Source organism: Streptomyces sp. NK15101 (assembly GCF_020400725.1).
GTDB lineage: Bacteria > Actinomycetota > Actinomycetes > Streptomycetales > Streptomycetaceae > Streptomyces.
This window is the reverse complement of record NZ_JAINVG010000097.1, coordinates 1-26,969: the sequence shown is the minus strand read 5'-3', so window position 1 is coordinate 26,969 and position 26,969 is coordinate 1. Positions and strand designations below refer to the sequence as shown.

Sequence of the window (26,969 nt, the reverse complement as noted above, 5' to 3'; positions counted from 1 at the left end):
GGTGAGGCGGCCCGCGAGGACGGAGGTCGGGGCGTTCCAGGAGACGGCGGTGAACGCCTTCTTCTCGGCCGACTCGTAGGACTGCGGGCCGGCGCCGTCGCCGCGCAGGGTGACGATCGTGTTGCCGTTGCGGTCCACGACCGCCACGGAGACCCGCTGGTTCTCCGCCTCGGCGGCGTCCAGGGTCGCCTGCGCGGCCTTCGTGGCCGCCTCGATCGTCAGGTGCGTCGTCTGCATCGTGTTGCCGTTGTCCGCGTCGGCCATGACGGCGGCGGGAGCGGCGGCCGGGGCGGCGGCGTTCGCGGAGACCACGCCGAAGGTACCGGCGGCGACGACAGCGGCGGCGGTGGCACCGAGGAGGATCTTCTTCATCAGGGGCTCCGTAGAGGTGAGGAGGAGGGGGAGGGAGAAGCTGTCGAGCGGTTCGTTCGTCCTTCGCTCTGCATCGATCCTCCGGCCGGAACCCGGGCCGGACGGTCCACGGTCCGGCTGCCCTCCGCGCGCGCACCGGACGACGGGCCTGTCAGCCGATCGGTTGATGCCCGCCTGGTCCCTCCGGGCCACCATGGACGGGTACACCCAGGTCAGGACGGCAGGGAGGCGGCACGGTGACCCGGCCCACGGAACACGACCCGGACGCCCGCTGGCTCGCGCGGGTCATGCACATCGCGTTCTTCCTGCTGCTCGGCGCCTCCCTCGCCCGCTTCCTGCTGCGACACGAGTGGGAGGCCCGCAGCCCCTGGATCATCGCCCTCACCGGCGCCCTCGCCTCCCTCTACCTGCTCGGCCCGGTGCTCGGCACCCGCGCCACCCCGCGCCGGATCGCCTGGCTCGGCACGGTCGTCGCCGTCTGGGTCCTCCTCGTCGTCCTCGCGCCCAGCTTCGCCTGGTGCGCGGTGCCGCTCTTCTACACGGGCCTGCGCACCCTCCCGCCGCGCGCCGCGCTCGGCCTGGTCACCCTGCTCACCGCGTTCGTGGTCTTCGCCCAGGTCCAGCTCTCGCACGGCGGCTGGGACCCGAACCTGATCGTCGCCCCGCCGGCCGTCGCCGCCCTCGCCACCGGCGTCTTCGTGTACTCCGACCGGCAGGCCGCCCGGCAGCGGGCGCTCATCGACGACCTGATCCGCACCCGGCGCGAACTCGCCGCGATCGAGCGCCGCGAGGGCACCCTCGCGGAGCGCCAGCGGCTGTCCATGGAGATCCACGACACCCTCGCGCAGGGCCTGTCCAGCCAGCAGATGCTGCTGCAGGCCGCCGACCGGCTCTGGGACGGCGACCCCGGCACCGCGCGCCGGCACGTCCGCACCGCCGAGTCCATCGCCGAACGCAGCCTCGCCGAGGCCCGCCGCTTCGTGCAGGACCTCGCCCCCGCCGACCTCGCCGGGGGCGGCGGCCTCGAAGAGGCCCTGCGCTCCCTCGCCGCCCGCGAGTCGGCGGCCTTCCGGGTCGACGGCACCCCGGTGCCGCTGCCCGACCGGGCGCAGTCGGCGCTGCTGCGGATCGCGCAGGGCGCCCTCGCCAACATCCGCGAGCACGCCGGCGCCGACTCCGCCGCCCTGACCCTGACCTACCTCGACGACCAGGTGGTCCTGGACATCGCCGACGACGGCCGCGGCTTCGATCCGGCGCTCGCGCGCGAGCAGGCCGAGCGGGGCCACGGTCTGCCCGCGATGCGGGTGCGCGCCCAGCAGCTGGGTGGCACCCTGACGGTCGAGTCCACCCCGGGCGAGGGCACGGTGCTCTCCGCCGCGATCCCGCTCTCCCTGGAGTCCTGATGTCCGTACGGATCCTCCTCTGCGACGACCACGTCGTCGTCCGCGCCGGACTGCTCGCCCTGCTCGGCAGCACCCCCGACATCGAGGTGGTGGGCGAGGCGGGCAGCGGCGAGGAGGCCGTCGCGATGGCGGCGAAGCTGAAGCCGGACGTCGTCCTGATGGACCTCCAGCTCGGCGCGGGCATCGACGGCGTGGAGGCGACGCGGCGGATCGCGCCCACCGGCGTCCACGTCCTGGTCCTCACCACGTACGACACGGACGCGGACATCACGCGGGCGATCGAGGCGGGCGCGACGGGCTACCTGCTGAAGGCCGAGCGGCCCGAGGAGCTGTTCGCCGCCATCCACTCCGCCGCCCAGGGCCGCACGGCCCTCTCCCCGCCGGTCGCCAGCCGGGTCATGGACCGCATGCGGGGCGCCGCCGGGCCGAGTCTCACCGACCGGGAGCGGGACATCCTCGGCCAGCTGGGGCGCGGCCTCGGCAACCGGGAGATCGCGCGGGCGCTGTTCATCAGCGAGGCGACGGTGAAGACGCACCTCGGCCGGATCTACGCCAAGCTCGGCGTCGACACCCGCGCGGGCGCGGTCGCGGTGGCGAAGGAGCGCCGCCTGCTGCCGTAGCCCGTTGGGCTGGTCCCCGGTGCCGTTCCCCGGCACCGCCCGGCCCCCCGCTGCTACCGTGCGTCGTCATTCGACCGCACGGTGTCATGTCTCAGTGGGAGCGCACGTGAAGCTCGCGATCGTCGGCGGCGGACCCGCCGGCCTCTACCTCTCGATCCTGCTGAAGCGGCAGGATCCGTCCCACGACGTCGCCGTGTACGAACGGAACCCCGAGGGCTCCACGTACGGCTGGGGCGTCACCTACTGGGCCGGCCTCCTCGACAAGCTGCGCGCCGGCGACCCCGAGTCCGCCGCCGCCGTCGCCGAGGCGTCCGTGACCTGGACCGACGGGGTCGCCATCGTCCGCGACGAGCGGACCGTCCACCGCGGCGACGCCGGCTTCGGCATCGGGCGGCGGCGGATGCTCGCGCTGCTCGCCGACCGCGCCGGGGAGTTCGGCGTACGGGTCGGGTTCGAGCACGACATCCCGGGCCCGGACGCCCCCGAGCTGGCCGGCGCGGACCTGGTCGTCGCCGCCGACGGCGTCAACAGCGTGCTCCGCGAGGCCCACGCCGACCACTTCGGCAGCGCGGTCACCAGCGGCCGCAACCGGTACGTCTGGCTCGGCACCACCAAGGTCTTCGACTCCTTCAGCTTCGCCTTCAAGGAGACCGAGCACGGCTGGATCTGGTGCTACGCCTACGGCTTCAGCGGCGAGCGGTCCACCTGTGTCGTCGAGTGCTCCCCGGAGACCTTCACCGGCCTCGGCCTCGACACGCTCGGCGAGGCCGACAGCCTGAACCTCCTGGAGAAGCTCTTCCACGACCTCCTCGACGGGCACGAGCTCATCGGCCGCGAGCGCGCCGACGGCGCCGCCCAGTGGCTGACCTTCCGCACCCTCACCAACCGGGTCTGGCACCGCGGCAACCTCGTCCTCCTCGGCGACGCCGCCCACACCACGCACTACTCGATCGGCGCGGGCACCACCCTGGCGCTGGAGGACGCGCTCGCCCTCGCGGACGCCCTGCGCGCCCCCGGCGACCTGGACGCCGCCCTCACCGCGTACGGGAAGCGGCGGCGCGCCGAACTCGTCTCCGCGCAGAGCGCCGCCCGCTACAGCGCCCAGTGGTACGAGAACCTGCCGCGCTACATGAGCCTGGAGCCGGCCAAGATGTTCGCGCTCCTCGGCCAGCGCCACTCGCCGCTGCTCCCGCACGTCCCGCCGCAGCTGTACTACCGGATCGACCGGGCCGCCGAGCAACTGGAGGCCCTGCGACGGCTCAAGCGCTGGCTCGGACCACGGGTGGCGCGAGCGGTGCACGGCCGCCGCTGAGCTGCTAGACGTCCCGGCGGTGGACGGCCGCGAAAGCCACCGCCACCGCCCCCACCGCCCAGGCCGCGTACACGGTCCACGCCCCGCCCGCCGTCCACGGATGGTCCACCGGCACCGGCGACTCCCCGATCTCGGTGAGCCGCTTCCACGCGCCCTGCGGCAGGGCGTGCAGGAACGTCGCACCCCAGCGGTTCCGCTCGTCCATCAGGGCCGGCAGCAGGAGCAGCACACCGGTCAGGGAGACGATCGTCGTCGCCGTGTGCCGCAGCAGCGCCCCGAGGCCGAAGCCTGCGAGCGCGCACACCGGCGCGAGGAGCGCCGACGCGGCGACGGCCCGCGGCACGCCCTCGTCGCCGATCGCCATGCCGACGCCCCGGCCGTCGAGCACGGCCTGGGTGGCGACGAAGGAGACCCCGGCGACCAGCGCCCCGTACACCAGCATCACGGCCGCGAGGACGAGCGTCTTCGCCGCGACGACGGACCGGCGGGCCGGGACGGCCGCGAAGGTCGTACGAATCTGGCCCGTGCCGTACTCGCCGACGATCACCAGCGCGCCGATCGAACCGGTCGCGAGGACGAACACCATGGCCCCGCCGAGCGTGAACGCGTCACGCATCGCCCAGATCGGCACGAAGAGCTCCTTGATGCCGTCCGGGTAGTTCGGATAGTTGCGGTAGTCGGCGAGGGTCGCGTTGAGGTTGACGCCGAGCGCGGCGACCGCGCCGACGGCGAAGGCCCAGGGCGTGGAGCGGAGCGACCACAGCTTCGCCCACTCGGCGGCGAGCAGGTCGCGGAAACGGGCGCTCGGCATCAGCGGTACTCCACGCTGTCGGCGGTGAGCTCCATGAACGCCTCCTCGAGGGAGGAGGCGTGCGCGGTCAGTCCGGCGAGCGGAACGCCGTGCCGGAAGGCGAGGACCCCGATCCGGTCGGCCTCGATCCCGGTCACGGCGAGAGCTCCGTCCTCCGTCCGTACGGTGGCGCCCTCGCTCCTCAGGGCATCGGCGAGGCCCGGGGCGGCGGCCGGGTCGGCCGTCCGCACGGTCACGCTCCGACGGGTGCCGCGCGCGGCGAAGGCGGCCGCGCTCTCGGCCGCGATGAGCCGGCCGCGGCCGATGACGACGAGGTCGTCGGCGGTGTGCTCCATCTCGCTCATCAAATGGCTGGAGACGAACACCGTCCGCCCCTCGGCGGCGAGCCGCCGGAACAGCCCGCGCGCCCACAACACGCCCTCCGGGTCGAGGCCGTTGACCGGCTCGTCGAAGAGGAGCACGGGAGGGTCGCCGAGCAGCGCGGCGGCGATGCCGAGACGCTGCCTCATGCCGAGCGAGTAGCCGCCGATCCGGCGCCGTCCCGCCTCGGCGAGCCCGACCTCGTCGAGGACCTCGGCGGCCCGGCGGCGGGGGATGCCGTTGGTGCGGGCGAGCGCCGCCAGATGGGCCTCGGCGGTCCGGCCGCCGTGCACGTCGTGCGCGTCGAGCAGCGCCCCGACGTGCCGCAGCCCGCGCGGCAGGTCCCGGAACCGCCGCCCGTCGACGGTGGCGGTCCCGGACGTCGGCTCGTCGAGCCCCAGGATCAGCCGCAGGGTCGTCGACTTCCCGGCCCCGTTGGGCCCGAGGAAACCGGTCACCCGCCCGGGCTTCACGCTGAAACCGAGCCGGTCGACGGCGAGGCGGCCGAAGGCGGCGGGGCTTGAACGGGCTGCGGGGAGGCGGGAGGCGGGGCCTGTGCCGGCCGCGGGACGATCGGCGGCGGTTCCCGTGCCGGCCGCGGGGCGACGGAGTCGGCCCGCGAGCCGGAACAGGCCAGGACCCGGGCGGCCATAGCGCTTGGTCAGTTCGTGGACTTCGATCATGCGGTCCACGGTCGCCGTCCGGCGCCCCCGGCACATCGGCTCGGCGGCCACAACCCACGCGAGGGGGTGGCCCGGGGGCGTACGCCCGCAGGCCGATGTCCCGTCGGACGGCCGCGCCTACGATCGGGGCCATGCCCGCCACCCCGACCGACCGACCGCCCCAGGGGCGGGTGTCGGCGGCCCTCGCCTGGGGCGCGGCCGTCGCACAGCCCTTCCTGTTCCTCATCGCGATGCGGACCGGCCCGTACCGCTCGACCGAACTGCGGCTCTTCCTCACCACCGTCGCCGTGAGCCTGAGCCTGCCCCTGGCGCGCCGCAACCCGCTCGCGGCGCTCGGGCTGCTGCTGGCCGGGGTGTTCGCGGCGGCGACGAGCCGACCGGAGGCCGTTCTCCTCTACCTCCCGGTGCTCGCCGCAGACGCCGTCGTCGGCCGGATCGCCGCCCTGCACCCGCTCCGGATCCTGCTGCCCACGGCCCTCGGCGCGCTCGCCGCGCAGATCGCGACCGCGACCTACATCACCTCCGGGCAGGACGTCTTCGTCAGCACGGTGGTGGCCCTCGCGCTCGCCCTGCTCACCGCCGGGCTCCTCGGCCGGTCCGTACGCGAACGGCGCAGCCACGCTGCGGAGTTGCGCGCCGCGACCGCGGCCGAGGCCGTCGCCGCCGAACGGCTCAGAATCGCCCGTGAACTGCACGACGTCGTCGCGCACAGCATCGGCGTCATCGCCATCCAGGCGGGCGTCGGCCGCCGGGTCATCGACACCCAGCCCGCGGAGGCCCGCAACGCGCTCGCCACCATCGAGACCACCAGCCGGGAGACCCTCGCCGGTCTGCGCCGCACCCTGGGCGCGCTGCGCGGTGCCGCCGCCGACGGCCGTCCCGCACCACGCGACCCGGCGCCCGGCCTCGCCGACCTGGAACGGCTCGCCGCGTCCACGGCGGACGCGGGGGTACGGGTCGAGCTGCGGCACCTCGGCAACCCCGACGTGTCGCTCCCGCCGGAGGTCGACCTCGCGGCGTACCGGATCGTGCAGGAGTCCCTGACCAACGTCGTCCGCCACGCGGCCGCGCCCACCTGCCGGGTGACGGTGGAGCGGCGCGCCGACACCCTGCTCGTCGAGATCACCGACGACGGCCGCGGCGCGCCCGGTGCGGAGCCCGGGGGCGGCTACGGCCTCGTCGGGATGCGCGAGCGCGCCGCGCTCCTCGGCGGCAGCCTCACCACGGGGCCCCGGCCTGGCGGCGGCTTCCACGTCACCGCGCTGCTGCCGCTGCCCGCCGACCTCCCGGAAGGAGCCCGCACCCCGTGAGCCCGAGCATCCGCGTCCTCCTCGTCGACGACCAGCCCCTGGTCAGGGCCGGGCTGCGCGTCCTCATGACCGACACGCCCGACCTGGACGTCGCCGGCGAGGCGGGCACCGGCACGGAGGCGGTCGAACTGGCCCGGGACCTGCGGCCCGACGTGGTGGTGATGGACGTACGGATGCCCGGCATGGACGGCATCGAGGCCACCCGGATCGTCACGGCCGGCCCCGGCGCTCCCCGGGTCCTCGTCCTGACCACCTTCGACGACGACGAGTACGTGTACGGCGCGCTGCGCTCCGGCGCGAGCGGCTTCCTCGTCAAGGACATGGCCCTCGACGACATCCTCGCCGCGATCCGGGTGGTGGCCTCCGGCGACGCCCTGATCGCACCGGGCGTGACCCGCCGCCTGATCGAGGAGTTCGCGGCGCGCCCGGAGCCCACGCGTCCACCGTCGCGTGGCCCGGAGGGGGTCACCGAGCGCGAACGGGAGGTCCTCACCCTCGTCGGCCGGGGCCTGTCGAACAGCGAGATCGCGGAACGGCTCCACATCAGCGCGGCCACCGCGAAGGCGCACGTGGCGCGGCTCTTCTCCAAACTGCACGCCCGCGACCGGGTACAGCTGGTGATCCTCGCGTACGAGACGGGGCTGGTGCCGTGAGGGCGCGGCTGGTGCTGCTCGTGTACGAGACGGAGCCGGGTCGCGAGGGGGCGGCCGGTGGTCCTCGCGTACGGGACGGGGCCGGTGCCGTGACACCATCGGTCCCGTGCTCGACATCGGCTACTCCCTCTCGCGTCGCTTCCCCGACCCGCCGCAGACCGACTACCGCCACGCGGACGTCCACGCCCTGCGCCACGACCTGTTCTGCGGGGACGTGTACCTCGCCGACACGGAGACCGACCGCGAGGTGTCCACGGCCTGGGGGTGGGTGCCGGTGCTCGACTTCGCGTGGGCGCTGTGCGACATCGTCGAGCAGCTCGACCAGGACCCGCGCGGCAGCCGCGCCGCGCAGCCGCAGTACGCGGAGATCGACTTCACCGAGTCCACGGACCGGATGCTCTTCGAGCGCCGCTTCGGGTGGGTGGACGTCGAGGCCGACTGGATGCCGGGGGACGAACCGCCGGTCACCTTCAACCACGCCGAACTGCGGCGTGAGGCGCGGGACTTCCTGCACGATCTGATCGCGGACCTCACGGACATGCACGAGGGCCTGGCCGACAACCCCGCCATCTGGACCCTCCAGTCCCGCTTCCCCCGCGTGCCCTAGCCCGGCCCCCGCCCGTCCACCCGCCGTGCGGGCCGCGGCCCGGCCGGGCGGTGTCCACCTGCCCGTGTGGGCAGTCGTCCCGCGGGGCGGGACGGGTGGCACACGGGACGGCGCCCTCCAGCGGCGCCTCCGCGTCCCGCGCCTGAACCCGCACCACGTTGTGCGGCGCGCATCCGGTGCGGGTCCAGGCCCGGCAGCCTCGGGCGCCGGCAAGGGGCGCCGTCCGTTGTGCCCACCCTCCCCCGCGCTCTCGACTTCGCTCGAGCAGGGGGACCCCCTTGCCCCAGCGGAACGACCGCCCACGACGGGGCGCGGGAGCGGGGGCAGCGCCCGGCGGAACGGGCTCCGCAACGGAGGTGCGGGGTGGGCACCGCCCCCCTGGAGCGGAGGCCCACAACGGAGGCGGGCGCCGCCCCCGCAGGGGTGCCGGGCCGTGGGCCCGGGCTCAGTCCTCCACCCGCACCCCCAGCCGCGCCGCCAGCACCGGCGCCAGGTCCAGGAGCTGTCCCGCGGAGATCACCGCGCCCGCCAGCGACTCCACCCCCCGCGCGATCTCCAGCCGCTGCACCCCGCGCAGGTCCACGTCCGTGAGCCGAGCCCCGGTGAAGTCCACGCCCGTGAGCACGCAGTCCACGAACTCGACCCGCTCCAGGACCGCGCCCCCGAAGTCCGGCTCGCTCAGCACGCACCCCTCGAAGGCGACGTCCCTCAGCTTCGCGCCCCTCAGGTTGAGGTAGTCGCTCTTGCCGCCCCGGACGACGACTCTCTCCAGGACCGCCCCGTGCAGCTGCGCCCCGCCGAGCCGTGCCTCCACGAGCTCCACGTCCCGCAGCTGTGCCCCGGCGAGCTCCGTGCCCACTCCCCGCACCCCCGTCAGCACCGAGTCGAGGAACCGCGCCCCCGTCAGCCGCGTCCCGTCGAGCCCGCACTCCCGCAGCGCGCAGTCCAGGAACCGGGCCCCCTCGCCCGACTGGCCCGCCAGGTCGAGGCCGGCCAGTTCGAGGCCGTCGTAGTCCCCGTCCGGTCCGAGCCCGCCCCCGTACGCCTCCAGGGGCGGCAGCCGGACCTCCGGCCGCCGCGCCCCCGCCACCCTCTTCCGCCGATTCCGATCCGTACCCGTCGCCATGACCCCATCGTGACGTACGCCACTGACAGCGCCCCGATGTCACATCCGCGGCCCTTCCCCCCGTCCCCCGTGTGAGACCGACACGAGGAGACGGACATGCGGAAGCTCACGATCATCGGCGGCGGCTTCGCCGGACTGACCGCCGCCATCACGGCAGCCGAGGCCGGCACCAAGGTGACCGTCCACGAGGCGCACCGGACGCTCGGCGGCCGGGCGCGGACGGCCGACGGCCCGTACCGGACCAACGAGGGCCCGCACGCGCTCTACAGCGGCGGCCCCCACTGGACCTGGCTGAAGCAGCGCGGCCTCCTCGGCCCGCTCGCCGCGCTGCCGCCCGCCGAGGCCCTCCGGTTCCGCGTCCACCGCGACGGCGCCCTGCGCCGCACCCCTCCGCTCGGCCTGCTGCGCCAGGCCCGCCGTACCGCCGAACAGGCCCCCGTCGACCTCGACTTCCGCACCTGGGTCACGGGGCTCGCGGGCGAGCGCACCGCGCGCGTGGCCGCGGCGTACAGCGGGGTCGCGCTCTTCCACCACGACCCCGGCTCCCTCTCGGCCCGCTTCGTGCAGGAGCGGCTGCACCGGGCCGCCGCCCTGCCGCCCGAGGCGCACTACGTCCGGGGCGGCTGGGGCGAGCTGATCGACCGGATGGCCGCGCGCGCGTGGGAGCTGGGCGTACGAATCGAGACCTCGTCCCGGGTCGACGCCCTGCCGCTCGGCGGAGGACCGGTGATCGTCGCGACCGCCCTGCCCGCCGCCGCCCGGCTCCTCGGCGACCCGTCGCTGGCCTGGGAGAGCGGCCGCACGGTCCTGTTCGACCTGGCGCTGCGCACGCGCAAGGGCGACCCGTTCGTGGTCTCCGACCTGGACGCGCCCGGCTGGATCGAGCGGTTCACGGCGCAGGACCCCTCGCTGGCCCCGGCGGGACAGCAGCTGGTCCAGGCGCAGTTGCCGATCGGCCCCGACGCGTCGAAGGCGGACGGCGTCGCCCACGCGGAGCGGCTGCTCGACCTCGGCTTCCCGGGCTGGCGCGAGCGGACGGTGTGGCGTCGGGAGTCCGTCTCCCAGGGCCGTACGGGCGCGGTGGACCGCCCGGGCACGACCTGGCGCGACCGTCCGGCCGTCGACCGGGGCGACGGGGTGTACCTGGTGGGCGACGAGGTGGCGGCGCCGGGCGTGCTGTCGGAGGTGTCGTTCACGAGCGCGGTCGAGGCGGTGTCGCTGGCCCTGCGCGCGGAGCACCTCGACCGCCTTGACCTCAAGCGCGCTTGAGGTTGGAGGCTGTACACGCCCGCCCACCCGGACGACGACAGGGGAACGTCATGCACGCCATCCGCCTCCACGCCTTCGGCCCCGCCGAGAACCTCACCTACGAGGAGGCGCCCGACCCCGTGCCGGGCCCCGGCCAGGTCCGCATCCGGGTCGCGGCGGCCGGCGTGCACCTCCTCGACACCGCCCTCCGCGAGGGTGCCGCGGGCCCCTTCCCGGCGCCCGCCGCACTCCCCACGATCCCCGGCCGCGAGGTCGCCGGCACCGTCGACGCCCTCGGCGAGGGCACCGACCCGGCCTGGCTCGGCCGGCGGGTCGTCGCCCACCTCGGCATGAACCCCGGCGGCTACGCCGAACTCGCCGTCACCGACGCCGCCCGCCTCCACGCCCTGCCCGACCACCTGGGCGAGGCGGAGGCCGTCGCCATGGTCGGCACCGGCCGCACGACCCTGGGCATCCTGGGGTTCACCGAACTCGGCCCCGACTCGGTCGCGATCGTCCCGGCCGCCGCCGGCGGCGTCGGCACCCTGCTCGTCCAGTACGCCAAGAACGCCGGCGCCACCGTCATCGGCCTCGCCGGCGGTCCCGCGAAGGTCGCCCTCGTCGAGGCGAACGGGGCCGACCTGGCCGTCGACTACAAGCTGCCCGACTGGCCGGAGAAGGTCCGCGCGTACCTGACCGCCGTGAACCGCACCGCCACCGTCGTCTTCGACTCGGTCGGCGGCGCCACCGGCCGCGCCGCCGTCGACCTGCTCGGCAAGGGCGGCCAGCACCTGGTCTTCGGCTGGTCGGGCGCCGGCCTCCACGACGGCGAACCGCTCGCCTTCACCGAGGAGGAGCTCACCGCCCGCGGGATCACCTCGGAGTCCGTCCTCGGCCCCGTCATGATCCAGAAGGCGGGCGGCGACATCCGTACGCTCGAACTCGCCGCCCTCGACGCCGCGGCGACCGGCACGCTGCGCCCGGCGGTCCACCGCTTCCCGCTCGCGCGGGCGGCGGAGGCCCACCGCGCCCTGGAGAACCGGGGCACGACGGGCAAGGTCGTGCTCGTCCCCTGAGGACTCCGGCCGTCAGACCCCCAGCACGTCCCAGGAGTGCGCCTTGAACTCCTTCGTGAAGTCGGGGTGGTCCTCCCACATCCGGGCGACCGAGCGCAGCACGTCCCAGTTGTGCTCCAGGGCCTGGTCGACGACCTGCCGCAGCTCCGGCGCCGTCTCCCGCTTCTCCACGAGCCCGTTCACCGCCGACGCGGCCTGCACGGTGTAGCGCAGGGCCCGCAGCGCCCGCGACGTGTCGTCCATGCCGAACCCGTGGTCGCTGCCGTTGGCGGGGTCGAAGAGCGGCGTCAGCCGCGCCTCGATGAAGCCGGTGATCCGCTGGAACCGCTGCTCAATGTCCATGCCCCCTTCCTACACCGTCGCTCCGCCCAGCTTCGCCAGGGCCCCGTCCGTCAGGCGGTAGACCGTCCACTCGTCCTGCGGACGGGCGCCCAGGGACTCGTAGAAGTCGATCGAGGGCCGGTTCCAGTTCAGTACGGACCACTCCAGGCGCTCGTAGCCGCGCTCGACGCAGATGCGGGCCAGCTCGCGCAGCAGGGCCTTGCCGTGGCCGCCGCCCCGGGCCTCCGGGCGGACGTACAGGTCCTCCAGGAAGATGCCGTGGACCCCACGCCAGGTCGAGAAGCTGAGGAACCAGAGCGCGAAGCCCACCGCCTCGCCCGTCTCCGTCTCGGCGATGTGCGCGAAGGCGGCGGGACGCTCGCCGAACAGGGCCTCGTGGAGCTGCTCGGGGGTCGCACGGACCTCGTCGAGGGCCTTCTCGTACTCGGCGAGGTCGCGGATCAGGGCGTGGAGGACGGGGACGTCGGCGGGCGTGGCTGTACGGATCATGCCCCCACCCTGCCCCGGCTCAGGCCCTTCTGGCCAGCAGGATTCGCGCGGCGGCCACCTGCTCGGCGTCGAGCGCGGGCTCCCCGTCCCCGACGTCCCACAGCCCGTTCTGGAGCACCCGCCCCAGGGTCCACGCCACCGCCCGCCCCCGGTCCCCGACGACCTCGGCGAGCAGGTCGAACCCCCACAGGAACCCGTCGGGATCGAAGCGGTCCATCAGCGCCGGAAGCAGCTCGAAGCCCGGGTCACCGGCCAGCGGCTTCGGATCGATCGCCAGCCAGGGTTCCCGCCGGCCCGCCAGGACGTTCCCGAAGTGCAGGTCCCAGTGGAGCAGCCGGTCCCCCGGCTCACCCGCCACCTCCCGTACGGCCGCGGCGCAGTCCCGCAGCAGGGCGGCGTCGTCCGCGCCGAGCCGCGCGGCGGCCGCGGGCGCCCCGGCGAGCATTCCGGCGGCGATGTCGCCGAGCGTCCGGAGCCCTTCCGGCGCGGGGACGGCGGCGAGCCGGGAGAGGAGCCCGGCGACGGTCCCGAGGGCCTCGCGGGTGTCCGCGACCGTGGACAACGGCCTTTCCTCGTCGAGCCGTTCGAGGAGCATCGTGCCGGTCGCGGCGTCGTGATCGAGCAGCCGCACCACGCCGTCCCCGTCCCAGACGCGCAGCCCGAGGGGCTCCCCCTCCGTCTCGTCGTCGAGGAGCTGCATCTTCAGGGCGGCGCGCACACCGTCGGCGGCCCGCTCCACGGGCAGCACCAGCGAGGCCATGCCGTACATCGAGGGCCCGGTGACCCGCAGCCCCCACCGCCCGAGGAACTCCTCGGCCCGTCCGGGCAGCCCGTCGACGAACGCCCGTCCGGCCTCGCCGTTGTACTTCGCCTGGGACCGGGCCAGTTCCTCCGGTACGTGAATCACGCGGCGAGCGTAGCGACCGGCCCGCGCCCGGCGCCTCCGGGTCTCCTCCCGTATCCACAGACCCCTGGCCAGGGGTAATCTCCGGCCACGCACCCGGAAGAGGGATAGAGATGAGCACGGTCAACGGCACCGTCAACGGCGGAATATCGTTCTGGTACGCGCAGGAGGGCGCCCCCGCGCCCCGCGAACCGCTCCCCGGCGACACCGGCGCCGACGTCTGCATCGTCGGCGGCGGATACACGGGACTCTGGACCGCCTACTACCTCAAGAAGGCCGTCCCCTTCCTCAACATCACCGTCCTCGAAGCCAAGTTCTGCGGCTACGGCGCCTCCGGCCGCAACGGCGGCTGGCTCTACAACGGCATCGCCGGCCGCGACCGCTACGCCAGGCTCCACGGCCACGAGGCCGCCGTCCGCCTCCAGCAGGCCATGAACGCCACCGTCACCGAGGTCCTCGACGTCTGCGACGCCGAGAAGATCGACGCCGACCAGCACCGCGGCGGCGTCCTGGAGGTGGCGCTCTCCCCCGCCCAGCTCGCCCGCCTCAAGGCCTTCCACGCCGCCGAGCTCGCCTTCGGCGAGACCGACCGCGAGCTCCACGGCGCCCGCGAGACCGCCGAGCGCATCCGCGTCGCCGGAGCCGTCGGCTCCTCCTGGACCCCGCACGGCGCCCGCCTCCACCCGGTCAAGCTCGTCCAGGGCCTCGCGGCGGCCGTCGAGGCGCTCGGCGTCACGATCCACGAGTCGACCCCCGTCACCGAGATCAAGCCGAAGCACGCGGTCACCCCGTACGGCACGGTCCGCGCCCCGTACGTCCTGCGCTGCACCGAGGGCTTCACCGCCTCCCTCGCCGGCCAGCGCCGCACCTGGCTCCCCATGAACTCGTCGATGATCGCCACCGAGCCGCTCACCGAAGCCCAGTGGGAGTCCATCGGCTGGGACGGCCGCGAGACCCTCGGCGACATGGCCCACGCCTACATGTACGCCCAGCGCACCGCGGACGGCCGCATCGCGCTCGGCGGCCGGGGCGTCCCGTACCGCTTCGGCTCGAAGACCGACAACGACGGCCGCACCCAGCCGCAGACCGTCGACGCCCTCCGCGAGATCCTGATCCGCTTCTTCCCGCAGCTCGCGGGCGTACGGATCGAGCACGCCTGGTCCGGCGTCCTCGGCGTCCCCCGCGACTGGTGCGCCACGGTCACCCTCGACCGCTCCACGGGCCTCGGCTGGGCCGGCGGCTACGTCGGCTCCGGCGTCGCCACCGCCAACCTCGCGGCCCGCACCCTCCGGGACCTGATCCAGCAGGACTCGGGCCAGGCGGGCCCCACCGACCTCACGGCCCTCCCCTGGGTGAACCACAAGGTCCGCAAGTGGGAACCGGAGCCCCTGCGCTGGCTCGGCGTCCAGACCATGTACGCCGCCTTCCGGGGCGCCGACCGCCGCGAGACCACGACCCACACGGCCCGGACGGACCGGGTGGCGATCCTGGCGAACCGCCTGAGCGGCCGCTGAGAGCACGTCGGGGGAGGGCCGCCCACCGCGCGCTCCCCCGTAACGCACAGGTGTCCCGGACCAGAGCGGTCCGGGACACCTGAACGATCAGAGCCGCCTGTCGGAATCGAACCGACGACCTCAAGATTACAAGTCAAGCGCTCTAGCCAACTGAGCTAAGGCGGCAGCGAGTGAAGTGTAACCAACCCGGCCCCGGGGACGGTCGGAAATCTCACGGGCCCGTGAGTGCTGACAGATCGGGCCCCGCCAGGTAGCGTCGCCTGGAGTTCACCCTGGTGGACTAGACCTCAATCCTTCCTTTACTCGGATCGTCCGGCACGTTCCTGCCGGTGAAGGGACGCATCACCATGGCTTCCGTCACGTTCGACAAGGCCACCCGGATCTACCCGGGTGCCACCAAGCCCTCCGTCGACCAGCTCGACATCGAGATCGCGGACGGCGAGTTCCTCGTCCTCGTCGGCCCCTCCGGCTGCGGCAAGTCGACCTCCCTGCGCATGCTCGCGGGCCTCGAGGACGTCAACGCCGGCTCCATCCGCATCGGTGACCGCGACGTCACGCACCTGCCGCCGAAGGACCGGGACATCGCGATGGTGTTCCAGAACTACGCGCTGTACCCGCACATGACCGTCGCCGACAACATGGGCTTCGCGCTCAAGATCGCGGGCGTCAACAAGTCCGAGATCCGCGCCAAGGTCGAAGAGGCCGCGAAGATCCTCGACCTCACCGAGTACCTGGACCGCAAGCCGAAGGCGCTCTCCGGCGGTCAGCGCCAGCGTGTCGCGATGGGCCGCGCCATCGTCCGCGAGCCGCAGGTCTTCCTCATGGACGAGCCGCTGTCGAACCTCGACGCCAAGCTCCGCGTCTCGACCCGTACGCAGATCGCCGGTCTGCAGCGCCGGCTGGGCATCACGACCGTGTACGTGACGCACGACCAGACCGAGGCGCTCACCATGGGCGACCGCGTCGCCGTCCTGAAGGACGGTCTGCTCCAGCAGGTCGACTCGCCGCGCAACATGTACGACAAGCCCGCCAACCTCTTCGTCGCCGGCTTCATCGGCTCCCCGGCCATGAACCTGGTCGAGGTCCCGATCACCGACGGCGGCGTGAAGTTCGGCAACAGCGTCGTCCCGGTCACCCGTGACGCGATCGCCGCGGCCTCCGCCAACGGCGACACCACGGTGACCGTCGGCGTCCGTCCCGAGCACTTCGACGTCTCGGGCCCGACGAGCAAGGACGGCCTGGCCGTCACGGTCAACGTCGTCGAGGAGCTCGGCTCGGACGGCTTCGTGTACGGCACCACCCGCGTCGGCGGCGAGGACAAGGACCTGGTGGTCCGCGTCGGCGGCCGTGACGTGCCCGCCAAGGGCTCCACGCTGCACGTCGTCCCGCGCGCCGCCGAGCTGCACGTCTTCTCCACCTCCACGGGCGCCCGCCTCAGCGACTGAGACCGCCCCTGAGGCTCTGCCGTACGGCCCCGCGTCTGTTGCAGATGCGGGGCCGTTCGTTTAAACGGGCTTACCCCGGAAAACCCCGGCATTCGGGGCCCCGACCGGACCCCCGCGTCAACACGGAATTCGAAAAGCCGCCTCGAACCGTCCCTCGCGAGAGTGACTAAATGTCGCCATATCACTACCGGCCGCTACGCTCGCCTGCGTGACGCACACTGCCCGCCGAATCGGCCGCTCTCTCGCCCTCGTCCTGCCCGTCGTCCTGGTGCTCTCGGGAACGCTCGCGGTGTCCGCCGTTCCGTGGGCCGGCCAGGACTCCGGGACCCAGCTCACCGCGTCCTCCACGGACGTCTCCACCCGGGCCAAGTCCCGTGCCCCCCAGGATATTCTCCGCGACCAACTCCTCGCAGAGCTTCAGGAGAAGGACCCCGGCACGGCCCTCACCCACCTCCAGCGCGAGGTGGAGAACCGGCCCTCCCTCGCCCAGCACTGCTTCTCCATCGCCCGCGCCCTCGGCCGCGCCGCCGTCGAGCACTACGGCCCCTCGCGCGCCCAGTCCTTCTCCCGCCCGGTCTGCGACACCTCGTACGCGACCGGCGTGATGCGCGCGAGCTGACCGGTTCGCGTGGGAAGGGCCGCGAGCTGAACGGCCGAGCACGTACGGGGCCCCTATCGTTCCCCGTATGCACATCACTCCGACGCAGGCCGTGGTCCTGGCGGGCGGCCAGGGCTCACGGCTCCGCCCGTACACCGACGACCGCCCCAAGCCGATGGTCGAGATCCCGGGCACCGGGACCCCGATCATCGGCCATCAGCTTTCCTGGCTGGCCGCCGAGGGCGTGACGGACGCCGTCGTCTCCTGCGGCCATCTCGCCGAGGTGCTCCAGGAGTGGCTGGCCTCCGCGGACCTGCCGCTGAAGGTGACGACGGTCGTCGAGACCGAACCCCTCGGCCGCGGCGGCGGCCTCAAGTACGCCGCCGCGCACCTGCCCTCCCCCGACCAGCCCTGGTACGCCACCAACGGCGACATCTGGACCCGCTTCTCGCTGCGCGAGATGGCCGCCTTCCACACGGAGCGGGACGCCCTCGCGACGCTCGCCCTGGCCCGCCCCCGGATCCCGTGGGGCGCCGTCGAGACCGACACCTTCGGGAACATCACCGACTTCATCGAGGCGCCGCCGTCGCCGTTCCTGATCAACGCGGGCGTGTACGTCTTCTCCGCGGCCTTCACCGAGCTCCTCCCCGACGTCGGCGACCACGAGCGGGCCACCTTCCCCCGCCTCGCCCGCGAGCGCCGCCTGGCCGGCTTCCCACTGCCCCACGGCGCGTACTGGCGGGCCATCGACACCGCCAAGGACCTCACGGAGGCGGCCAAGGAACTGGCCGCCCAGAAGGCCTGACCCACGGGCACACGGGAAGGGCGGCACCGCTTCCTCGCGGTGCCGCCCTTCCCGTTCCCGTACCGGCGTCAGCCCAGCAGGCCGCCGATCGGGTTCTGCGCGCCGCCCGACGTCGTGCCGCTCTCGGACGGGGTGCTGGTGGAGCCCGTCGAGCCGCCGCTCGTCGTGCCCCCGGTGCTGCCGGCCGGACTGTCGCTCGTGGTCGGCGGGGGCGCGGGCTTCGACTCCGCGGGCGTACGGCTGGTGGTGCCGCCGGTGCTCGTGCCCTGGGTGGCGGTCGGACGCTGCTCCTGGGTCCGGGTGGACTCGCGGGTCGTCTCGGTGGGCCGGGCGGCCTCCTCGGTCTCCTCGCTCCGGGCCGGCGCCTCGCTGGTCGCGGTGGCGGGCTCGGGCGCGGTGGAGGCGGCCTTCGACGGGGCGTTGTGCGTCGGCTCCGCGGGGAGCGGCTGGCCGGGCAGGTGGTTGATCGGGTCGTCGTTGGGGCCCGGGACGGTGACCATCTCGGTTGAGCGGACGGCACCGCCGAGGACGGAGCCGACGAGGAGGGTGAGGCCGACGACGACGGCGGCGAGGAGGGTGCTGCGGCGGGTGACGCGGCGGCGCAGGTCCCAGAGTTCGGCGCGGGGGCCGAGGGTGCGCCAGGCCTCGCCCGCGAGGCGGCCGTCGAGGGAGTAGACGGGGGCGCCGGCGATGATCAGCGGGGACCAGGCGGCCAGGTAGATGATGTCGGCCGAGTCGTAGACCGGGACGGTCTTCCAGCTGACGGTCAGGAGGAGGGCGGCGGAGAGCAGGCCGCCGACGACGGCGGCGACGCGCTGCCAGAGTCCGAGGACCGTGAGGACGCCGACGACGACCTGGAGGAAGGCGACGGTGAGTCCGGCGCCGACGGGGTGCTGGAGGGCGAAGTCGCGCAGCGGTTCGGCGAGCGCCCAGGGGTGCAGGGAGTTGAGCCACTTCACCATGGAGCCGCGCTCGCCGCCGTCGAAGTAGACGGGGTCGCAGAGCTTGCCCATGCCCGCGTAGACGGAGATGAAGCCGAGGAAGACGCGGAGCGGGAGGAGGACGACGCCGAGGTTCATCCGGCGCCCGGGGTAGTAGGCGTGCCGGACGTTGTCCTGTCCGTGGCGCTGCGCGGCCCGGGCGCCCGGCCCCTCGTTCCCGTACGGCTCGTCGTTCCCGTACGGCCCGGCCGCCTCGGGCCTGAGGTCGTACAGCTCGTCGTAGGCGCCCTCGGCGCGGCGCATCGGCGGCAGCAGGGGCGCGGCCTCGGCGGGCACCACGGGGGTGGGCATGGTGGTGTCGACGCGCGGGATGGCCTGGGTGTCCCCGACGCCGTGACCGCCGTGGCCGACGCCGGGTTCGAGCGTGGAGACGGACGACTCGCGCACGGCCTGGAGGAGGCCGGTCGCGCCCGGCGTGGACTTTCCGGTCCACACGACGGGGCGACGGCGCGGGCCGCCCGCGCCCACTCCGGACAGGGCGGCGGTACGGGCCGCGAACTTCGGCTGCGGAGCCGGCGCGAGCCGCACACGGAAGCTGGCGTGGTTCACGATCACCTGGGCGGGATCGGAATCCACCTTGACCATGCTCAGCGCGGGCTGATCGTCGAACCCCGGCCGGGGCGTTCTGGTGTCCACACTCATCTAACCGAGTGATGTGCGGTTAGGACACTGCCTTGACGGTTGCCAAATGTCCGAGGCCCGTCAAGATCACGGCCGGGGCGCGTCCCTCGTTCGGGTCAGCCCATGCGGCGGCGGGCCGCCTCGTAGAGCACGACACCGGCGGCGACACCGGCGTTGAGCGACTCGGCGCCGCCCGGCATCGGGATGCGGACGAGGAAGTCGCAGGTCTCGCCGACGAGTCGGGAGAGGCCCTTGCCCTCGGAGCCGACGACGATGACGACCGGGCCGGCCAGCTCCTCCAGCTCGTGCACCTCGCGGTCGCCGTCGGCGGCGAGGCCGACGACCGTGAGGCCGGCCTTCTGGTACTGCTCCAGGCAGCGGGTCAGGTTGGTGGCGCGGGCGACCGGGGTGCGGGCGGCGGTGCCGGCCGAGGTCTTCCAGGCGCCGGCGGTCATGCCGGCGGCGCGCCGCTCGGGGACGACGACGCCGTGGCCGCCGAAGGCGGAGACGGAGCGGACGACGGCACCGAGGTTGCGCGGGTCGGTGACACCGTCGAGGGCGACGATCAGCGGGTCCTCGTGGTCGTCGAAGGCGGCCGCCGCGAGGTCCTCGGGGTGCGCGTACTCGTACGGCGGGACCTGGAGGACGAGGCCCTGGTGGTTGAGGCCGTTCGTCATCCGGTCGAGCTCGGGGCGCGGCGCCTCCATGATGTTGATGTTGCCGCGGCCGGTGGCGAGGTTCAGGGCCTCGCGCACGCGCTCGTCGTTGTCGATGAACTGCTGCACGTACAGGGTCGTGGCGGGCACGCCGTCGCGCAGCGCCTCGAAGACCGGGTTGCGGCCGACGACCATCTCGGACAGGCCCTTGCCGCCGCGGCGGGCGACGGGCTTGCGCTTGGCCGCGTTCCGGGCCATCGCGTTGGAGACGCGGTACGCCTTGTGGCCCTTGCGGTTCTCGGCCTTGGGCGTCGGGCCCTTGCCTTCGAGGCCCTTGCGCCGCTGGCCACCGCTGCCGACCGTCGCACCCTTCTTGTTGGACGTGCGACGGTTCCTGCGCTGGCTGTTCCCGGCCATGACTACCTGATTTCCTCTGCTGACGTACGAAGTCTGTAACTGAAGTGTGCCGCCCGGGGTCCCGAGCGGCACTTCTTCTAACGGTTGCCCAGCGTCCAGCGGGGGCCGTCGGGGCTGTCCTCGATGGCGAGGCCGGACTGGCCCAGCTGATCGCGGATCGCGTCCGCGGTGGCCCAGTCCTTGCGCTCGCGCGCGGACTCGCGCTGCTGGAGCACGAGGCGCACGAGGGTGTCGACGACGCCGTGGAGCTCCTCGCCGCCACCGGTCTCCTCGGCCCAGTGCGGGTCGAGCGGGTCCAGGCCGAGGACGCCGAGCATGGCGCGGACCTCGGCGAGGCGGGCGATGGCCTCGTCCTTGTCGTCCGCGGCGAGGGCGCTGTTGCCCTGGCGGACGGTGGTGTGGATGATCGCGAGCGCGTGCGGCACGCCCAGGTCGTCGTCCATGGCCTCGGCGAAGGCCGGCGGCACCTCGGCGGCGGGGGCGACGGTCGTCCCGGCCTTCTCGGTGGCGCGCTGGACGAAGCCCTCGATGCGGGCGAACGCCGACTCGGCCTCGCGCAGGGACTCCTCGCTGTACTCGATCATCGAGCGGTAGTGCGGGGTGCCCAGGTAGTAGCGCAGGACGATGGGGCGCCAGTTCTTCACCATCTCGGACACCAGCACGCTGTTGCCGAGCGACTTCGACATCTTCTCGCCGCTCATGGTGACCCAGGCGTTGTGCACCCAGTACCGCGCGAACTCGTCGCCGAAGGCCTTGGCCTGGGCGATCTCGTTCTCGTGGTGCGGGAAGATCAGGTCGAGGCCGCCGCCGTGGATGTCGAAGGCGGAGCCCAGGTACTTGTGGGCCATCGCCGAGCACTCCAGGTGCCAGCCGGGACGGCCGCGGCCCCACGGGGTCTCCCAGTCGGGCTCGCCCGGCTTGGTCGCCTTCCACATGGCGAAGTCGCGCGGGTCGCGCTTGCCGGAGACGCCCTCGTCGGGCTGGCGGAGGTCGTCGATGTCCTGGTTGGACAGCTCCAGGTATCCCGGGAAGGAGCGCACGTCGAAGTAGACGCTGCCGTCCGCCTCGTAGGCGTGGCCGCGCTCGATCAGGCCCCGCATCATCTCGATCATCTCGGGGACGTGACCGGTGGCGCGGGGCTCGTAGGTCGGCGGGAGGCAACCGAGGGCCTGGTAGCCGTCGTTGAAGGCGCGCTCGTTCTCGTAGCCGATGGACCACCAGGGGCGGCCCTGCTCGGCGCCCTTCCTGATGATCTTGTCGTCGATGTCGGTGACGTTGCGGATGAACGTGACGTCGTAGCCGCGGTACGCGAACCAGCGGCGCATGATGTCGAAGTTCAGCCCCGACCGGATGTGGCCGATGTGCGGGGCCGCCTGCACGGTGGCACCACAGAGGTAGATCGAGACGGAGCCCGGCGTGAGCGGGGTGAAGTCACGGATCTGCCGGGCGCTGGTGTCGTACAGGCGAATAGTCACCACTCCAGGGTAGTGGGCGCGTGGTGGTGCCCTGCGACCGATTCCCGGCGGCGGGGCACGTTTTTCACCGCCGCCGGGACGTCACGGCACCGCTACCGGGGCGATACGGGGTAGACGAGGGCGGTCGCGAGGGCGGCGAGGCCCTCGGCGCGGCCGGTGAGGCCGAGTCCGTCCGTGGTGGTGCCGGAGACGGAGACGGGGGCGCCCGCCGCCTCGCTCAGCGCCTTCTGGGCCTCGTCGCGCCGCTTGCCGATCTTGGGGCGGACGCCGACGACCTGCACGGCGATGTTCCCGATCTCGTACCCCTCGGCCCGGACGATCCGGGCGGCCTCGGCGAGCAGGGTGACGCCGGAGGCCCCGGACCATTCGGGGCGCGAGGTGCCGAAGTGGGCGCCGAGGTCGCCGATGCCGGCGGCGGAGAAGAGCGCGTCGCAGGCGGCGTGGGCGGCGACGTCGCCGTCGGAGTGCCCGGCCAGGCCGTACTCCTCGTCCTCCCAGTGCAGGCCCGCGCACCAGAGTTCGCGGCCCTCCTCGAAGGCGTGGACGTCGGTGCCGATGCCGGTGCGGGGGATGAGCGGGGTCTCAGAAGCCATCGTTGGCCCTCCTGCGGGCGAGTACGGCCTCGGCGAGGACGAGGTCGAGGGGGCGGGTCACCTTGAAGGCCTCTTCGTGGCCGGGCACGACGACGACGGGCGCGCCGAGCTTCTCGACCATGCCGGCGTCGTCGGTGGCGCCCTCACCGGTGAGGGCGACGGTGGCGTGGGCGTTGACCAGGGTGTCGTGGTCGAAGCCCTGCGGGGTCTGGACGGCACGGAGGCGGGCGCGGACCGGGGTGGCGACGACCTGCTCGGGGTCGCCGGGCCTGCCGGCCGGCTCGACCTCCTTGACGGTGTCCGCGACGGGCAGCGCGGGGACGACCGCGACGGCCCCGTCCCGTACGGCCTCGATGACGGCGTCCACGGTCTCGACGGGGACCAGCGGGCGGGCCGCGTCGTGGACGAGGACGGTGGTGACGCCCTCGGGGAGCGCCTGGAGGCCGAGGTGGACGGACTCCTGGCGGGTCTCGCCGCCGGGGACGACGAGGTAGTCGGTCCGCTCGGGCAGGGCGTGGGTGTCGAGGAGGTTCTTGACCTCGGCGGCGCCGTCGGAGGGGGCGACCACGACGACGAGCGAGACCGCGCGGGAGGCGGCCATCGCACGGACGGCGTGGATCAGCATGGGGGTGCCGTTCAGCGCGCGGAGCGCCTTGGGGGCGCCCGGGCCGAGGCGTACGCCCCGCCCTGCGGCCGGGATCACCACGGCGGTACGACGGGGACGCGCTTCGTCTGACATCGGTTGCACTCCGGCAGGTTTGTTTCCGCGGCCGACATGGGTATGGCCTTCACCGTGCCGGACGCTCCGCCTTGACCGGGCCCTTTCCGTGACGACGGTCGAGGCGTGGCCGCGTCGGCACAGGGGCTCGGGGCATGGAGAAGTTCTAGGGGGTGCGGGTTACTGCAGCGGTGCGGTCACATGGACGAGCCGCATACGTATGCGAACATGCCGCAGCGCCCGGCGACAGCACTGTGTGGATCACAGTACGCCAGCGGGCACCGCGGCATCGCTCACTACTTCGCTACTTCACCGTGCTTCACCGCGGAGTCGCGGCTCAGGACGCGAGGACCTCGTCGAGGAGAGCCTCGGCCTTGTCCTCGTTCGTGTTCTCCGCGAGGGCCAGCTCACTCACCAGGATCTGCCGAGCCTTGGCGAGCATGCGCTTCTCACCCGCGGAAAGTCCGCGCTCGCGCTCACGACGCCACAGGTCGCGCACCACTTCGGCGACCTTGATGACATCGCCGGAGGCGAGCTTCTCGAGATTTGCCTTGTAGCGACGGGACCAGTTCGTCGGCTCTTCGGCGTACGGCGCACGCAGCACCTCGAAGACCCGGTCCAGCCCGTCCTGCCCGACCACGTCGCGAACACCGACGAACTCCGCATTGTCCGCCGGCACACGAACCGTCAGGTCGCCCTGCGCGACCTTGAGCACCAAGTAGGTCTTGTCCACGCCTTTGATCTGGCGAGTTTCGATGGCCTCGATCAGCGCGGCCCCGTGATGGGGATAGACCACGGTGTCGCCAACCTTGAACGTCATGTGACAGGTACCCCTTCCGTGGCTATCCAGGGTAACACGGATTCGGCTTCTTCTGAATGGCGTTTTCGCAGGTCAGGGCATATCTCGGGGCTTGACAACGACGACACGGACGTGCTGCGGAGGGCTTCCGGAAGGCGGTATTCGCAGGTCGGAGCGGCTGCGTGGACGGAGAGAAACGCGCACGTTACACATACCCGGAGGCCCTCCAGGGAGGGATGATGTCCCGTTTTGTCGGGTTCGGAGTGGCCTTCTTCACGTACTCCGTTCGAGGATCGACCACCCGTACGGACGCATGTGGGGGTGATTCCCGAAATTGATCAGTGGACATCAACCGACATCGGCGCGGGATTTTCCGCGGGAGCGGCTGCGGGGAATGCGGGGGCGTCTCCGAATTGATCAAGGCGGTTATGTGAACAACAGGTCAATGGGTCGTGATCCGGCCAAACGGGCCGGTGCACGAGGGGCACGCGGGCGCTCGGGCGGGCGCGCGGGCGCCCGGGCTGGCGCGTGGGGGCTCGGGCTGGCGCGCGGCGCAAGCGAAGGGCCCGCACAGCCGCCCCCGGCGGCACCCCCGGGACGGCCGTGACCGGTTAGGGGCGGGTCGGGTGCGGGACGCGGAGTGAGGCTCGGTAACCTAAGCGCGCTGACACATCCTTAGCTGTCCCTTGGTTCCCACACCCGTCCGTACGTCCTAGGAGATGCCGCCGCCGTGAGCCGCAGCCTTCGACGCGGCGCCCTCGCCGCCACCGCCATCGTGTTCTCCGTCGCCGCGCTGTCCGCCTGTGGTGCGGGCAACGACGCGCAGACGCTGGGAGTGCGGCCGGACAACGCCGCCGTCACGGTGGACGACGTCAAGATCCAGAACGCGCTGGTCATCACCCAGCCCCTGCCCGGCACCAAGGGCCCGGCCGCCGTCTCTGCCACCGTCTTCAACAACGGCCGGCAGCCGCAGACCCTCGAGTCGATCAGCCTGCCGGGCACGCGCGCCACGGTGACGCTGAAGGCCGCCGGGGGCACGGGCCCGATCGTCGTCCCGGCCCAGGGCTCGGTCGTCATCGGCGGCGCGGGCAACGCCGCCGCCATGATCGAGAACGGCTCCGAGGCCGCCCGCGACGGCGACGCGCAGAAGCTCGTCTTCAAGCTCAGCGGGACCGGCGACGTCGCCCTGAGCGCCTTCGTCGTCCCGGCGAAGGGCTACTTCGAGGAGTACGGCCCGGAGGTCGTCCCGGCTCCCCCGGGCGCCTCTCCGACCGCCACCGCGTCGCCCTCGGGCGAGGCCGGGCACGGCGCCGAGCACGGCACGGAGGCCCCGGCGTCGGGCGAGCCCACGGGCGAGGCGAGCCACGCGGCCGGCCACTGACCGCGCACGGACACACGCCGAAGGGGCGCCCCCGTCGGGGCGCCCCTTCGGCGTGTCCGCGGTCTTCGGAACGCTGCGCCGGACTCCGTCCGGCCTCGGCGGGCCGGCCGCTCTTTACGGCTCGAACTTGTACCCCAGGCCCCGCACCGTCACCAGGTACCGGGGGGCGCCCGGGTCCGGCTCGATCTTGGCGCGGAGGCGCTTGACGTGGACGTCGAGGGTCTTGGTGTCGCCGACGTAGTCCGCGCCCCACACCCGGTCGATGAGCTGCATGCGGGTCAGCACGCGGCCCGCGTTGCGCAGCAGCATCTCCAGGAGGTCGAACTCCTTCAGCGGCAGGTCGACCTTGCCGCCGGAGACCGTCACCACGTGCCGGTCGACGTCCATGCGGACCGGGCCGGCCTCCAGGGCCGCCGGGGTGACCTCCTCCGGCTCCCCGCGGCGGCGCAGCACCGCGCGGATGCGGGCGACCAGCTCGCGCGAGGAGAAGGGCTTGGTCACGTAGTCGTCGGCTCCTATCTCCAGGCCGACGACCTTGTCGATCTCGCTGTCCTTGGCGGTCACCATGATCACCGGGACGTTCGAGCGACCGCGCAGCTGGCGGCACACCTCGGTGCCGGGCAGGCCCGGAAGCATCAGGTCGAGGAGGACGAGGTCGGCTCCGTTGCGCTCGAACTCGTCGAGGCCGTCGGGCCCGGTCGCCGCGACGGCGACCTCGAAGCCCTCCTTGCGGAGCATGTACGACAGGGCGTCGCTGAAGGATTCCTCATCCTCGACGACGAGCACTCGGGTCACGGAAGGACCTCCGGGGAGGGAAGCGGTTCGGTCATGAGATCTGGGGTGGAGGAAGAGGCGGGCCGGCGGTCCCGTACGGCGCCCGCCTCGGGCAGCCGCAAGGTGAAGGTGGAGCCCTGGCCCTCGGTGCTCCAGACGGTGACCTCCCCGCCGTGGGAGGCGGCCACGTGCTTGACGATGGCCAGGCCGAGCCCCGTACCGCCGGTGGCACGGGAGCGGGCCGGGTCGACGCGGTAGAAGCGCTCGAAGATCCGCTCCCGGTCCTTCTCCGAGATGCCGATGCCCTGGTCGGTCACGGCGATCTCGATCAGGTCCCCACCGGGCGCCGACACCCTGCGGGCGGCGATGCCCACCCGCGTACGGGCCGGTGAGTAGTTGACGGCGTTCTCGACGAGGTTGCCGAGGGCCGCGGCGAGCTGGCCCCGGCTGCCCCACACGTACAGCCCGGCGGCGCCTCCGGAGACCATGCTGATCTGCTTGGTGGAGGCGGGCTGCCGGGAGCGGTCGATCGCCTCGGCGACGAGCTCGTCCACGGAGACCGGCTCGGAGTCCTCCAGCGGGTCGTCGTTCTGCACGCGGGAGAGGTCGATGAGCTCCTGTACGAGGTTGGTGAGGCGGGTCGCCTCGATCTGCATCCGGCCGGCGAAGCGGGTGACCGCCTCGGGGTCGTCCGAGGCGTCCATGACCGCCTCGGAGAGCAGGGAGAGCGCGCCCACGGGGGTCTTCAGCTCATGGCTCACGTTGGCGACGAAGTCGCGCCGCACCGCTTCGATGCGGCGGGCCTCCGGGGGGGCCTCGACCCGGAGGAGCAGATCGGGAGGGGGGCGGGGTGGGG

General features: G+C 73.2%; 28 protein-coding genes and 1 tRNA gene. 13 read left to right on the top strand and 16 right to left on the bottom strand.

What is annotated here, in order from left to right; genetic code table 11:
• Positions 1–372, bottom strand: a 372-nt coding sequence (locus tag K7G60_RS33350) for a heme-binding protein (RefSeq protein WP_225804702.1), incomplete at its 3' end; no start/stop codon positions are given.
• A 236-nt stretch (positions 373–608) separates the two neighbouring features.
• On the opposite strand from K7G60_RS33350, the gene K7G60_RS33345 reads away from it, so the two are divergent.
• From K7G60_RS33345 to K7G60_RS33335, 3 genes are all read left to right on the top strand, one after another.
• Complete coding sequence (locus K7G60_RS33345) at positions 609–1,775, top strand: sensor histidine kinase (RefSeq protein WP_225804701.1); 1,167 nt, start codon at positions 609–611, stop codon at positions 1,773–1,775.
• Positions 1,775–2,395, top strand: coding sequence for a response regulator transcription factor (locus tag K7G60_RS33340; RefSeq protein ID WP_015035223.1), 621 nt, complete (start codon positions 1,775–1,777; stop codon positions 2,393–2,395). Before K7G60_RS33345 ends, K7G60_RS33340 begins: the two co-directional genes overlap by 1 nt.
• Before the next feature lie 106 nt (positions 2,396–2,501).
• Positions 2,502–3,707: an FAD-dependent monooxygenase gene (locus tag K7G60_RS33335; RefSeq protein ID WP_225804700.1), complete on the top strand. Its 1,206-nt coding sequence runs from the start codon at positions 2,502–2,504 to the stop codon at positions 3,705–3,707.
• A gap of 4 nt (positions 3,708–3,711) precedes the next feature.
• On the opposite strand, the gene K7G60_RS33330 is transcribed toward K7G60_RS33335, so the two are convergent.
• Positions 3,712–4,518: an ABC transporter permease subunit gene (locus tag K7G60_RS33330; RefSeq protein ID WP_225804699.1), complete on the bottom strand. Its 807-nt coding sequence runs from the start codon at positions 4,516–4,518 to the stop codon at positions 3,712–3,714.
• Complete coding sequence (locus tag K7G60_RS33325; protein ID WP_225804698.1) at positions 4,518–5,561, bottom strand: ATP-binding cassette domain-containing protein; 1,044 nt, start codon at positions 5,559–5,561, stop codon at positions 4,518–4,520. The genes K7G60_RS33330 and K7G60_RS33325 overlap by 1 nt, the downstream gene beginning before the upstream one ends.
• Positions 5,562–5,692: 131 nt before the next feature.
• On the opposite strand from K7G60_RS33325, the gene K7G60_RS33320 reads away from it, so the two are divergent.
• The 3 genes from K7G60_RS33320 (at position 5,693) to K7G60_RS33310 (ending at position 8,131) form a co-directional block, all read left to right on the top strand.
• Complete coding sequence (locus tag K7G60_RS33320) at positions 5,693–6,871, top strand: sensor histidine kinase (RefSeq protein ID WP_225804697.1); 1,179 nt, start codon at positions 5,693–5,695, stop codon at positions 6,869–6,871.
• Positions 6,868–7,524, top strand: a complete 657-nt coding sequence (locus K7G60_RS33315) for a response regulator transcription factor (protein WP_225804696.1) — start codon at positions 6,868–6,870, stop codon at positions 7,522–7,524. The genes K7G60_RS33320 and K7G60_RS33315 overlap by 4 nt, the downstream gene beginning before the upstream one ends.
• A gap of 106 nt (positions 7,525–7,630) precedes the next feature.
• On the top strand, positions 7,631–8,131 hold the full coding sequence (locus tag K7G60_RS33310; protein WP_225804695.1) for a hypothetical protein: 501 nt from the start codon (positions 7,631–7,633) through the stop codon (positions 8,129–8,131).
• 445 nt (positions 8,132–8,576) lie between these two features.
• On the opposite strand, the gene K7G60_RS33305 is transcribed toward K7G60_RS33310, so the two are convergent.
• On the bottom strand, positions 8,577–9,257 hold the full coding sequence (locus K7G60_RS33305; protein ID WP_225804694.1) for a pentapeptide repeat-containing protein: 681 nt from the start codon (positions 9,255–9,257) through the stop codon (positions 8,577–8,579).
• Between the two features lie 96 nt (positions 9,258–9,353).
• Here K7G60_RS33305 and K7G60_RS33300 point away from each other — a divergent pair, with 96 nt between their 5' ends.
• Positions 9,354–10,526 (top strand): NAD(P)/FAD-dependent oxidoreductase, encoded by a 1,173-nt coding sequence (locus K7G60_RS33300; RefSeq protein WP_225804693.1) that lies wholly within the window; start codon positions 9,354–9,356, stop codon positions 10,524–10,526.
• 50 nt (positions 10,527–10,576) lie between these two features.
• Positions 10,577–11,581: a zinc-binding dehydrogenase gene (locus K7G60_RS33295; protein ID WP_225804692.1), complete on the top strand. Its 1,005-nt coding sequence runs from the start codon at positions 10,577–10,579 to the stop codon at positions 11,579–11,581.
• A 12-nt stretch (positions 11,582–11,593) separates the two neighbouring features.
• Here the strand turns inward: K7G60_RS33295 and K7G60_RS33290 are convergent, their stop codons facing one another.
• From K7G60_RS33290 to K7G60_RS33280, 3 genes are read right to left on the bottom strand one after another with little or no spacing between them, the layout of a single operon-like run.
• A complete protein-coding gene (locus K7G60_RS33290; RefSeq protein ID WP_190160495.1) occupies positions 11,594–11,923 on the bottom strand; it encodes a hypothetical protein in 330 nt (109 codons plus the stop codon).
• 9 nt (positions 11,924–11,932) lie between these two features.
• The gene (locus K7G60_RS33285) at positions 11,933–12,412 is read right to left on the bottom strand and encodes a GNAT family N-acetyltransferase (protein ID WP_225804691.1); all 480 of its coding nucleotides are present in this window, start codon (positions 12,410–12,412) and stop codon (positions 11,933–11,935) included.
• A 19-nt stretch (positions 12,413–12,431) separates the two neighbouring features.
• A complete protein-coding gene (locus K7G60_RS33280; protein WP_225804690.1) occupies positions 12,432–13,319 on the bottom strand; it encodes an aminoglycoside phosphotransferase family protein in 888 nt (295 codons plus the stop codon).
• Between the two features lie 110 nt (positions 13,320–13,429).
• Between K7G60_RS33280 and K7G60_RS33275 the strand changes: the two genes are divergently transcribed.
• Positions 13,430–14,830: an FAD-binding oxidoreductase gene (locus K7G60_RS33275; protein WP_225804689.1), complete on the top strand. Its 1,401-nt coding sequence runs from the start codon at positions 13,430–13,432 to the stop codon at positions 14,828–14,830.
• A 91-nt stretch (positions 14,831–14,921) separates the two neighbouring features.
• Here K7G60_RS33275 and K7G60_RS33270 read toward each other — a convergent pair.
• A tRNA-Thr gene (locus K7G60_RS33270) sits at positions 14,922–14,995 on the bottom strand.
• Positions 14,996–15,177: 182 nt separating this feature from the next.
• Here K7G60_RS33270 and K7G60_RS33265 point away from each other — a divergent pair.
• From K7G60_RS33265 to K7G60_RS33255, 3 genes are all read left to right on the top strand, one after another.
• The gene (locus tag K7G60_RS33265; protein WP_225804688.1) at positions 15,178–16,275 is read left to right on the top strand and encodes an ABC transporter ATP-binding protein; all 1,098 of its coding nucleotides are present in this window, start codon (positions 15,178–15,180) and stop codon (positions 16,273–16,275) included.
• Between the two features lie 208 nt (positions 16,276–16,483).
• Positions 16,484–16,894, top strand: a complete 411-nt coding sequence (locus K7G60_RS33260; RefSeq protein ID WP_030691156.1) for a hypothetical protein — start codon at positions 16,484–16,486, stop codon at positions 16,892–16,894.
• Positions 16,895–16,961: 67 nt separating this feature from the next.
• On the top strand, positions 16,962–17,678 hold the full coding sequence (locus K7G60_RS33255) for a nucleotidyltransferase family protein (protein WP_225804687.1): 717 nt from the start codon (positions 16,962–16,964) through the stop codon (positions 17,676–17,678).
• A gap of 68 nt (positions 17,679–17,746) precedes the next feature.
• Here the strand turns inward: K7G60_RS33255 and K7G60_RS33250 are convergent, their stop codons facing one another.
• From K7G60_RS33250 to K7G60_RS33225, 6 genes are all read right to left on the bottom strand, one after another.
• Positions 17,747–19,321, bottom strand: a complete 1,575-nt coding sequence (locus K7G60_RS33250; RefSeq protein ID WP_225804686.1) for a DoxX family membrane protein — start codon at positions 19,319–19,321, stop codon at positions 17,747–17,749.
• A gap of 95 nt (positions 19,322–19,416) precedes the next feature.
• The gene (gene rlmB, locus K7G60_RS33245) at positions 19,417–20,373 is read right to left on the bottom strand and encodes a 23S rRNA (guanosine(2251)-2'-O)-methyltransferase RlmB (RefSeq protein WP_225804685.1); all 957 of its coding nucleotides are present in this window, start codon (positions 20,371–20,373) and stop codon (positions 19,417–19,419) included.
• A 77-nt stretch (positions 20,374–20,450) separates the two neighbouring features.
• The gene (gene cysS, locus K7G60_RS33240; RefSeq protein WP_225804684.1) at positions 20,451–21,848 is read right to left on the bottom strand and encodes a cysteine--tRNA ligase; all 1,398 of its coding nucleotides are present in this window, start codon (positions 21,846–21,848) and stop codon (positions 20,451–20,453) included.
• Positions 21,849–21,940: 92 nt separating this feature from the next.
• Complete coding sequence (gene ispF / locus K7G60_RS33235; RefSeq protein ID WP_225804683.1) at positions 21,941–22,441, bottom strand: 2-C-methyl-D-erythritol 2,4-cyclodiphosphate synthase; 501 nt, start codon at positions 22,439–22,441, stop codon at positions 21,941–21,943.
• Complete coding sequence (ispD, locus tag K7G60_RS33230; RefSeq protein WP_225804682.1) at positions 22,431–23,180, bottom strand: 2-C-methyl-D-erythritol 4-phosphate cytidylyltransferase; 750 nt, start codon at positions 23,178–23,180, stop codon at positions 22,431–22,433. Before ispD ends, ispF begins: the two co-directional genes overlap by 11 nt.
• 316 nt (positions 23,181–23,496) lie before the next feature.
• Positions 23,497–23,979 carry a CarD family transcriptional regulator gene (locus K7G60_RS33225; protein ID WP_003953493.1) on the bottom strand — a complete coding sequence of 161 codons (483 nt, stop codon included), beginning with the start codon at positions 23,977–23,979 and terminating at the stop codon, positions 23,497–23,499.
• A 709-nt stretch (positions 23,980–24,688) separates the two neighbouring features.
• Here K7G60_RS33225 and K7G60_RS33220 point away from each other — a divergent pair.
• Positions 24,689–25,339 (top strand): DUF461 domain-containing protein, encoded by a 651-nt coding sequence (locus K7G60_RS33220; protein ID WP_225804681.1) that lies wholly within the window; start codon positions 24,689–24,691, stop codon positions 25,337–25,339.
• 114 nt (positions 25,340–25,453) lie between these two features.
• On the opposite strand, the gene K7G60_RS33215 is transcribed toward K7G60_RS33220, so the two are convergent.
• Both K7G60_RS33215 and K7G60_RS33210 read right to left on the bottom strand, forming a co-directional pair.
• Positions 25,454–26,134, bottom strand: coding sequence for a response regulator transcription factor (locus tag K7G60_RS33215; RefSeq protein ID WP_017242433.1), 681 nt, complete (start codon positions 26,132–26,134; stop codon positions 25,454–25,456).
• A partial coding sequence (locus tag K7G60_RS33210; RefSeq protein WP_225804680.1) for a cell wall metabolism sensor histidine kinase WalK occupies positions 26,131–26,969 on the bottom strand: 839 nt, incomplete at its 5' end. The genes K7G60_RS33215 and K7G60_RS33210, both read right to left, overlap by 4 nt.

Excerpts from the sequence above, each read along its gene's own strand:
- K7G60_RS33330 (WP_225804699.1), bottom strand. The coding sequence starts at position 4,518 with ATGCCGAGCGCCCGTTTCCGCGACCTGCTCGCCGCCGAGTGGGCGAAG.
- rlmB (WP_225804685.1), bottom strand. The coding sequence starts at position 20,373 with ATGGCCGGGAACAGCCAGCGCAGGAACCGTCGCACGTCCAACAAGAAG.
- K7G60_RS33295 (WP_225804692.1), top strand. The coding sequence starts at position 10,577 with ATGCACGCCATCCGCCTCCACGCCTTCGGCCCCGCCGAGAACCTCACC.
- K7G60_RS33325 (WP_225804698.1), bottom strand. The coding sequence starts at position 5,561 with ATGATCGAAGTCCACGAACTGACCAAGCGCTATGGCCGCCCGGGTCCT.
- ispF (WP_225804683.1), bottom strand. The coding sequence starts at position 22,441 with ATGGCTTCTGAGACCCCGCTCATCCCCCGCACCGGCATCGGCACCGAC.
- K7G60_RS33250 (WP_225804686.1), bottom strand. The coding sequence starts at position 19,321 with ATGAGTGTGGACACCAGAACGCCCCGGCCGGGGTTCGACGATCAGCCC.
- K7G60_RS33340 (WP_015035223.1), top strand. The coding sequence starts at position 1,775 with ATGTCCGTACGGATCCTCCTCTGCGACGACCACGTCGTCGTCCGCGCC.
- K7G60_RS33265 (WP_225804688.1), top strand. The coding sequence starts at position 15,178 with ATGGCTTCCGTCACGTTCGACAAGGCCACCCGGATCTACCCGGGTGCC.
- K7G60_RS33285 (WP_225804691.1), bottom strand. The coding sequence starts at position 12,412 with ATGATCCGTACAGCCACGCCCGCCGACGTCCCCGTCCTCCACGCCCTG.
- K7G60_RS33255 (WP_225804687.1), top strand. The coding sequence starts at position 16,962 with ATGCACATCACTCCGACGCAGGCCGTGGTCCTGGCGGGCGGCCAGGGC.
- K7G60_RS33275 (WP_225804689.1), top strand. The coding sequence starts at position 13,430 with ATGAGCACGGTCAACGGCACCGTCAACGGCGGAATATCGTTCTGGTAC.
- K7G60_RS33305 (WP_225804694.1), bottom strand. The coding sequence starts at position 9,257 with ATGGCGACGGGTACGGATCGGAATCGGCGGAAGAGGGTGGCGGGGGCG.
- K7G60_RS33320 (WP_225804697.1), top strand. The coding sequence starts at position 5,693 with ATGCCCGCCACCCCGACCGACCGACCGCCCCAGGGGCGGGTGTCGGCG.
- K7G60_RS33300 (WP_225804693.1), top strand. The coding sequence starts at position 9,354 with ATGCGGAAGCTCACGATCATCGGCGGCGGCTTCGCCGGACTGACCGCC.
- K7G60_RS33225 (WP_003953493.1), bottom strand. The coding sequence starts at position 23,979 with ATGACGTTCAAGGTTGGCGACACCGTGGTCTATCCCCATCACGGGGCC.
- K7G60_RS33290 (WP_190160495.1), bottom strand. The coding sequence starts at position 11,923 with ATGGACATTGAGCAGCGGTTCCAGCGGATCACCGGCTTCATCGAGGCG.
- ispD (WP_225804682.1), bottom strand. The coding sequence starts at position 23,180 with ATGTCAGACGAAGCGCGTCCCCGTCGTACCGCCGTGGTGATCCCGGCC.